9 protein-coding genes are annotated in these 6,554 nt (G+C 65.0%); 2 read left to right on the top strand and 7 right to left on the bottom strand.

Features of this window, described 5'->3' with window-relative positions; genetic code table 11:
* The coding region (locus O2807_10415) for a hypothetical protein (protein ID MDA1000909.1) at window positions 1–198 on the bottom strand (198 nt) is incomplete at its 3' end.
* Between the two features lie 114 nt (window positions 199–312).
* On the opposite strand from O2807_10415, the gene O2807_10410 reads away from it, so the two are divergent.
* A complete protein-coding gene (locus O2807_10410) occupies window positions 313–1,602 on the top strand; it encodes a SpoIIE family protein phosphatase (GenBank protein MDA1000908.1) in 1,290 nt (429 codons plus the stop codon).
* Between the two features lie 9 nt (window positions 1,603–1,611).
* Here the strand turns inward: O2807_10410 and O2807_10405 are convergent, their stop codons facing one another.
* Genes O2807_10405 through O2807_10395 form a run of 3 tightly spaced genes read right to left on the bottom strand, consistent with a single transcriptional unit; the run spans window position 1,612 to window position 4,093 of the window.
* Window positions 1,612–1,974 (bottom strand): hypothetical protein, encoded by a 363-nt coding sequence (locus O2807_10405; protein ID MDA1000907.1) that lies wholly within the window; start codon window positions 1,972–1,974, stop codon window positions 1,612–1,614.
* 10 nt (window positions 1,975–1,984) lie between these two features.
* Window positions 1,985–2,872, bottom strand: coding sequence for a hypothetical protein (locus O2807_10400; protein ID MDA1000906.1), 888 nt, complete (start codon window positions 2,870–2,872; stop codon window positions 1,985–1,987).
* 9 nt (window positions 2,873–2,881) lie between these two features.
* Window positions 2,882–4,093, bottom strand: coding sequence for a hypothetical protein (locus O2807_10395; protein ID MDA1000905.1), 1,212 nt, complete (start codon window positions 4,091–4,093; stop codon window positions 2,882–2,884).
* Window positions 4,094–4,138: 45 nt separating this feature from the next.
* Between O2807_10395 and O2807_10390 the strand changes: the two genes are divergently transcribed.
* Window positions 4,139–4,387, top strand: a complete 249-nt coding sequence (locus O2807_10390) for a hypothetical protein (GenBank protein MDA1000904.1) — start codon at window positions 4,139–4,141, stop codon at window positions 4,385–4,387.
* 79 nt (window positions 4,388–4,466) lie between these two features.
* On the opposite strand, the gene O2807_10385 is transcribed toward O2807_10390, so the two are convergent.
* The 3 genes from O2807_10385 to O2807_10375 form a co-directional block, all read right to left on the bottom strand.
* Window positions 4,467–5,003, bottom strand: coding sequence for a hypothetical protein (locus O2807_10385; protein MDA1000903.1), 537 nt, complete (start codon window positions 5,001–5,003; stop codon window positions 4,467–4,469).
* Window positions 5,000–6,082 (bottom strand): hypothetical protein, encoded by a 1,083-nt coding sequence (locus O2807_10380; protein MDA1000902.1) that lies wholly within the window; start codon window positions 6,080–6,082, stop codon window positions 5,000–5,002. The genes O2807_10385 and O2807_10380 overlap by 4 nt, the downstream gene beginning before the upstream one ends.
* A gap of 140 nt (window positions 6,083–6,222) precedes the next feature.
* A partial coding sequence (locus O2807_10375; protein MDA1000901.1) for a hypothetical protein occupies window positions 6,223–6,554 on the bottom strand: 332 nt, incomplete at its 5' end.

Below are 6,554 nucleotides of genomic sequence, written 5' to 3'. Positions count from 1 at the left end.
CACCGTGATCATCGCCCCGAGGTCCTCCTCCCAGACGGCGGGCTGCACCACCCCGCGGCGCACCGAGAGCCGCTCATCCTGCGAGCGCACCAGCCGGAGCGCGGCGAAGTCCACACCAGATGCGGCCACACCAGATGCGGCCACACCGGATGCGGCGCGGTGAAAGCGCGCCTCCACATCCTTCCAGTCGTTCGCCATTCGAATTTTCCTGATAAATGCGGCGCCAAAACACATCGGGTAACCGTGGTATTATAACCGCGGCGCTTCGTTCAACCAACGGAACTTTGTCCAACCAGAAAACAAGAGCCGCCCATGACCGAGGGAAACGCTGACATTCAATCGCGCCTTTCTCTTCTCGAGGAGGAAAACGCGCACCTGCGGCGGATACAGGCCTGCACCGCCGCCCTCATCTCCTCCCTCCAGCTCGACGAGACGCTCCAGGCCATCCTCCATACCGCCATGGATGTCGCGGACGCCGGCCAGGGTTCGATCCTGCTCTACGACACCGAGCGGGCCTTTCTCCGGATCGCGGAGGCCATCGGCCTCAGCCCCGAGACCATCGCCGCTACGCGGGTCCGGCCGGGCGAGGGCATCTCGGGTCGGGTGGCGGTGAGCGGCGAGCCGATCCTGGTCGAGGACATCGACAACGATCCGCGCTTCGAGGAAAAGCGCCAGAGCGCGCGCCGCTCGCGCTCCTTCGCGAGCCTTCCGCTCGCCTACCGGGAGAAAATTCTGGGCGTCCTCAACCTCAGCGCGCCGCGAAAGGAAACCTGCTTCAAATCATCGCTTCTTCCCCATCTCACGACGCTCGGGCATCAGGCGGCCGTGGCCATCACCCACGCCGAGCTGCACGGCTCCATGCTGGAGAAAGAGCGGCTCGATCAGCAGATCGAGATGGCGCGCGCCATTCAGGAGAGTTTCGTCCCGCCGGGCTTCAGCGTTTCGGGAGATGGATTCGGGATCGCCGGGCGGAACCTTTCGGCCTCGGCCGTGGGCGGGGATTTTATCGGAACGCTCGATGCGGGCGAGGGCCGCCATCTTTTCTTTCTTGGGGATGTCTCCGGGAAAGGGATCGCCGCCGCCCTTTACATGGCCCGCCTCATCAGCGACATCCAGCACGTGACGAGAAGCGAGAGCGACCCCGCCCGGCTCCTCGCCGCCCTCAACAGCCATCTCTGCCAGCGCCGGCTCCGCGGGATGTTCGTCACGATGCTCATCGGCCTCACGATGCCGGGCAGCGGCCGCATCCGCCTCGCGAGCGCGGGCCACCTGCCTCCCCTCCTCCGCGAAACGGGGGGCGGGGTGCGCACGCTCGCCTTCGACGCCGGGCCGCCGCTCGGAATCGCGCCGGATTATCAGGACAAAAGCTTCGAGCTGGAGATGAAGGAAGGAGAGGTGCTGCTCGCCTACACCGACGGCGCATGGGAGGCCGAGAGCGCGAAGGGCGAGGATTTCGGAAGCGCGGGCCTCGAGGAGAGCCTGAAAAGCACGAAGGGAGGCGCCGCCAAAGTCCTGGACGGAATATTCGATCGCCTCGAAGCTTTCTGCGGCACGCTGACCTTCCGCGATGATGTGACCCTGCTCGCGGTGGAGCGGAAATAAAAAAACGCGCTACGCCCCCGCCTTCCGCTTCGTCACATACAGCGCCGCGAATTCCGCCTGCGTGATCGCATCTCCGAGCCCGTTCAGGCGCTCGACGAACACCTCGACCGCCGCCGTGAGCGTTTTATTGTTCGCCAAGTCATCCAGAGCGGCTTTTTCTTCCTGCGCCGCCGCCCATACGGCGGGCGGAACCGGATCGTGCGCCTCGGCCAGCGCGCGGATGGCGTCAATGTTTGCTTGTGGTTCACCCTCTGGAAACGTGAAAAGTTCATCCACCGGCAAGTCAGCGCCATGAACGAAAGCGAAACCTTCCTTCGGCCAGTGTCCCGCAGCCGCCAGTTCATCAATAAAAACGCCTTTGTGCAGTTTCATCGGTGCCTCCTTATATCCAGGCCATCGCGGCGAGGCGGGTTCCGTGCGTTGTCGCGCCTTCCACGTCCACCGTTCCGCCCGCTTGGGTGGACATCAGCGCATGACAGGTGTGGTAGCCCTCTGAGTCGGAATAATCCAAGACAACGACGGCCGTGTGGCGGTCATCGTTTATGGTGTTTCCTCTCATCGAGGATTGCGCCTGAAACGCCGTTGTGGAATTGAATCCGATGCCGACATTCGCCAAGAGCGTCACCACGTCGTTTCCCACATGCGCATGGAGATATACCGCATTGAGAGACCCATCCCCGAAAGAAAGGAATGCGAGGTTCAGTGCTCCGATTGCAACCGGCGTCGTGGAAGTGGATGTGCGGTCGGAAGTGTCGGTACCAAACAGCCGCGCGAGCTTCCGGTTGAAATAGGATAGCACTCCCGCGTCAATGCTCGTCTGCTTGAACTGGCTCGAAGAATCCGTGCGAATCTTTCCCACCAGGGTGCGCGTGGCGTCCCCGCTCTTGATGCGGACGCCCGTTGTGGCATCCACGGCATGCGCCGTGGCCGAGGCTTCGAGCGTCATCGTCCCGGAGCTGTCGTAGGCGTAGATGTTATACGTCGTGTTGGCGGAAAGCCCGCCGTTCGTAAGAGTTACCCCCGCCGCGGGAATTTCCATGAAAAAGGCATTCCCGTCCGCGTTCACCAGCGGGAGGTATTTCCCGTTGAAGCGTGAGAGCTTGATCGAGGTCGCGCCCACATAGTCCAGGCGGCAGTTGGCCTGGATGCCGGTTTTATGCGTCCCATCGCTGTTGTGCTCCGCCAGCTGGAGGCGGTTCACCACGTCCGCCTTCGTTGCGTGGTTTGCCCCCACCGCCTCCTCGTTCCACTGCGCTCTCAGGTCCGCCATTTTGCCCTCCTAGGCCACCGGCTCGAGCTCGCGCGTAGCCCCGAACAGCCACCCGCCGCCCAGCGTCTGCGATCCGTCCAGAAGATTCGCCTTCGTCAGATAAAAACCCGTGTCCCGGATGCGGTATTCGACCGACTGGCTCCTGAGGTCGGGCGAGGCCTCCGTGACCTGCCCGATCTGGTTGATGAGCGGCTCCAGCTCCGCCGTCCGCATCCAGGGAATCGAGAACACCACGTAATCATCGGGCTCCGCCTCGAGCCCCCGGAACGTGCCGTCCCGGTAGATCACCACCCGGGCCGGCGCCGCAAAGCGCTCGATGATCCGCGCCTGGACCGCACGGGCCACCGCCGCGGTGCGCACCCAGTCGAAATCGAGCCGCCCGCTCTCGGGGAGCCGCACGCCGTAGAGCGCCTGCGAGGCCGCCTCCTTCGTGCCCTCTCCGTCCTCATGGCTGATGTGGCGGCCGTCGCGGTAGTCCTTCGCGTAGAGCGCCGGCACCTGGTTGATCACCGAATCGCGGGAGGTCTCGATCTCGACGCTCTCGGCCTCGGCCGCGGGAAGCGCCTTGACGGGATGGATGGCGCCCGCCTCCTGGCCGGCGAGGGCGAGGCGAAGCCTCCCGAGGGCGTCCACCTCGAATCCCCCCAGGAAATCCCCCAATAAGTCCGTCAGGACATCCGCCGGCGCGCGGTCATTCTCGATCACCACCGCCGCGAGGTAGCCGGCATCCACCGCCCCCTGCGCCACCCGGGAGAGCGCCTGCAGGTCCATGTCCTGATCCGTGAAGCCCCAGAGGTTCTTCATCAAATCCTCGACGATGTAGAAGGGATTTTCGATGAGGGCGCCCGCGGCGTTCTTCTTTCCCTTGCAGACCGCCGCCACGCTCCCATTCGGCGCGGCCGAAAACGCCGCCGTCGCAATGATGCCTTTCCCCTGAAAATCATTCGCGAGGTTCAGCGTGTAGTCTCCTGGTGCGATCAGGCCGTCCGTATCGAAGAGCGAAACGCTCCCCGCGATCGCATGGCCCGCGACGCACCAGGTCCCCGCGCCCCCCGTGTCGATTTGGGGCAGCGTGTAGACGCCCGCCTTCGTTCGCGCCGGGACCGTCAGATCGCCGTAGACGATGGGGAGGGCGTCGCCTCCGTTCTCGGGGGCGCTGTACCTCGAGGCGCGCGCGATCCGGAAGACATCCGCCAGGCGGCTCTGCGTCAGGTCGGCCATTTTGTATATAATCTCCTGTCTTTCCCACTATAAATGGAGGCCATCATGGAGGAATTTCTCGCGAACATGCTCGCTCTGCGCGCGCTCGTCATTGGGCATCTCGTCGAAGATTTAATATCGAGGCCACAGCCAAAAATTTTCCTGCAAAAAGTCATTGTGCGCTCAAAAGAGGTGCTTCCCGATCTTGCCGGACCGGCAGAAGTCTCCGAGAGAAAAAAACGCCTAAGCATGGCGAATCGCGTCCTTGACCGCATCTTTGAAGGCATCATGATCTCCGAAGAAGGCCCCCGATAAATCCACCGATATTTTCCTCCGGATCGGGCGGTGGCGGCGAAACAAGTACACAAAAGACCTTTTTAGGGCTCTCCACATCTCACGCCCCCTCGCACTCGAGCGCCGCCGCGCCGCGCCGCTCGATGATGCGCCGGACGGTGAAGGAGGCGAGGCCGATCACATCCCCCGTCGTCTGCCCGGAAAAGCCCACGCGCACATCGAGCCGCGCGCCCACAAAAGGCTCCTGCGCGAGCAGGCGGCTCATGCGCGGGTGTCCCGCATCGTCCGGCTCGTTGGAAAGCGTGAGCGTGAGGCCCGAGAGCTCCTTCTGCCGGAAGACTTCCAGCGGAGACGCCCCCGAGGTCTTTCCCTGCGAGAAGGCGCCGCCGTCGATCACCCAGTCGTGGACGCCGAGCAGCTCCTCGGAGCCCTCGCCCAGCTTCACCGAGCCGTCGAGTATCCAGGAGCCGTCGAGCAGAAACACGCGCCCGCTCTGGCCGATGAGCGCATCCGGCGGCGCCGTGCGGCAGAAGACGCGCCTTCCGTTCGCGTTGGCGAGATAGAAGAGGACGAGGGCGCGCTTTTCCTCCCCGTGCGCCGCGAGGTCGAGGATCGCCTGCTCGCTCGCCGGCCTCATGTCAGCCGCTCCCGCAGCTCGATCCGGAACGCGAAATCATCGGGGCCCTGCTCCTCGGGGGTGAAGGGCGCCGCGACGTTCGCGAGCAGCAGGGTTCCGGGATCGTCCACATCGAGGTGGACGAAGAGGGGCTTGCTCCGCTCGGCCGCCACGTCCTTCACCGCGCGGTACATGGCAAGGAAAAGGTCCTTCTGCGCGGCCGAGACGTGTTCGTAGGGAAGAGCGGCCGCGCGGCCCCGGTTGAGGAGCGCCGTCTTCTGCACGCGGCTTTCGGTCTCGCGGCTCTCCTCGAAGGCCTCCTCGGTGAGCACGCCGCCCCATGCGAAATGAAACGCCGGCTCGAAGTAGCCGCCGAGATAGACCTCCCCGATCTCCAAAAACCCGTCCGCGTTCGCCGCATCGCCCGCGAGCAGGAGCCGCCAGTAGCGGTGCGACCGCGGCGCGCTCGTCAGGTAGTGCACAAGCGAATCTGCGCGCCACGTCACCGCCTCGTCCACCGCGGGGGCGCCCCAGCTGTCCGCGCCGTTTCCCTGGATGCGGATCGCGGCGGCGGCGGAGAGATTATGGGCGTGGAGGATCAGCGCATCCGGCGCCTTCGCCGCGCCCAGATCGAGGACGAGGCTCTCCGGATCAGAAGGCGGGTTCGCCGTGCGCCACTTCGTCGCCGGATCGAGGTCGAAAATTTTTCCCGGCGAGCGGAAGCGCGAGGCGCTCGCCTGCCAGCGGTCCGCCAGGCGGAAATGCGGGGTGGATGCCCCCGCCGCGAAGCGCACGCTCACCCCCTGATCGAGGAGGATGTTCGTCAGCGCGGTCAGGACGCCGGAGGCCTCGAACGTGCCGGGGGGAGCCGTCGTGCTCTTCCGCCACTTGAATGTCGCCGCGCCCACATCGCCCTCGGCGTCGATCTCCACCGTGTAGATCTCCGTCCCCTCGCCCGTGAAGGCGCCCGAGAAGACGACCGAACCGGAGCCCTGCGCCACGCGCGGCACGGCGCCCCCCGTGAAGCCCGGCGAAACCGAGGAGGCCGCGATGGCCGTCCCCGCATCAATCATGTTCTGGAAAAAATACCGATGGGCCATGTCGCTCCTCGCGCAAAAGACAACCGGGATGAATGTAGCCGATGCCGGGAGAAAACCACCTGCAGGAAATTCGGGAAACCGGATGGAGAATCTTGCGGGAAATGCTTGCGGAAACGCTTACGTTGAAAAGGGGAGAAAGATCAGGCCCGTGCGGGCTGGAAGACGCGGCGGCCCGCGCCGTGCGCCTCGAGGAGCCGGAAGAGCCGCTCGACCGCGCGCGCATCGGGAAAGAAGCTCCCCCGCAGGTCCACGTTCACTGTCGTGGCCCGGCCGCCCCCCTGGCCGTTTGACGCGCCCCCCGATGCGCCAACAAGCTCGGCGATGATCGGCCGCAGGCCCTCGCGCAGGGCGCGGATCGAGGCCGGGCTGTCCACGCGCAGGACGTGTTCGGGCCCCGCCTCCCCGATGAGGCCGAGGACGGGCCGCCGCACGAGGCCGCCCTCCGCGAAGGCGAACGAATGAAAATTTCCGG

The organism is bacterium (genome assembly GCA_027622355.1).
Lineage (GTDB): Bacteria > UBA8248 > UBA8248 > UBA8248 > UBA8248 > JAQBZT01.
Note: the sequence above shows the minus strand (reverse complement) of the source record. Positions and strands in the feature narration are given on the sequence as shown.

Bases quoted from the DNA above. Each gene is read 5' to 3' on its own strand.
- O2807_10410 (MDA1000908.1), top strand. From the start codon at position 313: ATGACCGAGGGAAACGCTGACATTCAATCGCGCCTTTCTCTTCTCGAG.
- O2807_10405 (MDA1000907.1), bottom strand. From the start codon at position 1,974: ATGAAACTGCACAAAGGCGTTTTTATTGATGAACTGGCGGCTGCGGGA.
- O2807_10400 (MDA1000906.1), bottom strand. From the start codon at position 2,872: ATGGCGGACCTGAGAGCGCAGTGGAACGAGGAGGCGGTGGGGGCAAAC.
- O2807_10395 (MDA1000905.1), bottom strand. From the start codon at position 4,093: ATGGCCGACCTGACGCAGAGCCGCCTGGCGGATGTCTTCCGGATCGCG.
- O2807_10390 (MDA1000904.1), top strand. From the start codon at position 4,139: ATGGAGGAATTTCTCGCGAACATGCTCGCTCTGCGCGCGCTCGTCATT.
- O2807_10385 (MDA1000903.1), bottom strand. From the start codon at position 5,003: ATGAGGCCGGCGAGCGAGCAGGCGATCCTCGACCTCGCGGCGCACGGG.
- O2807_10380 (MDA1000902.1), bottom strand. From the start codon at position 6,082: ATGGCCCATCGGTATTTTTTCCAGAACATGATTGATGCGGGGACGGCC.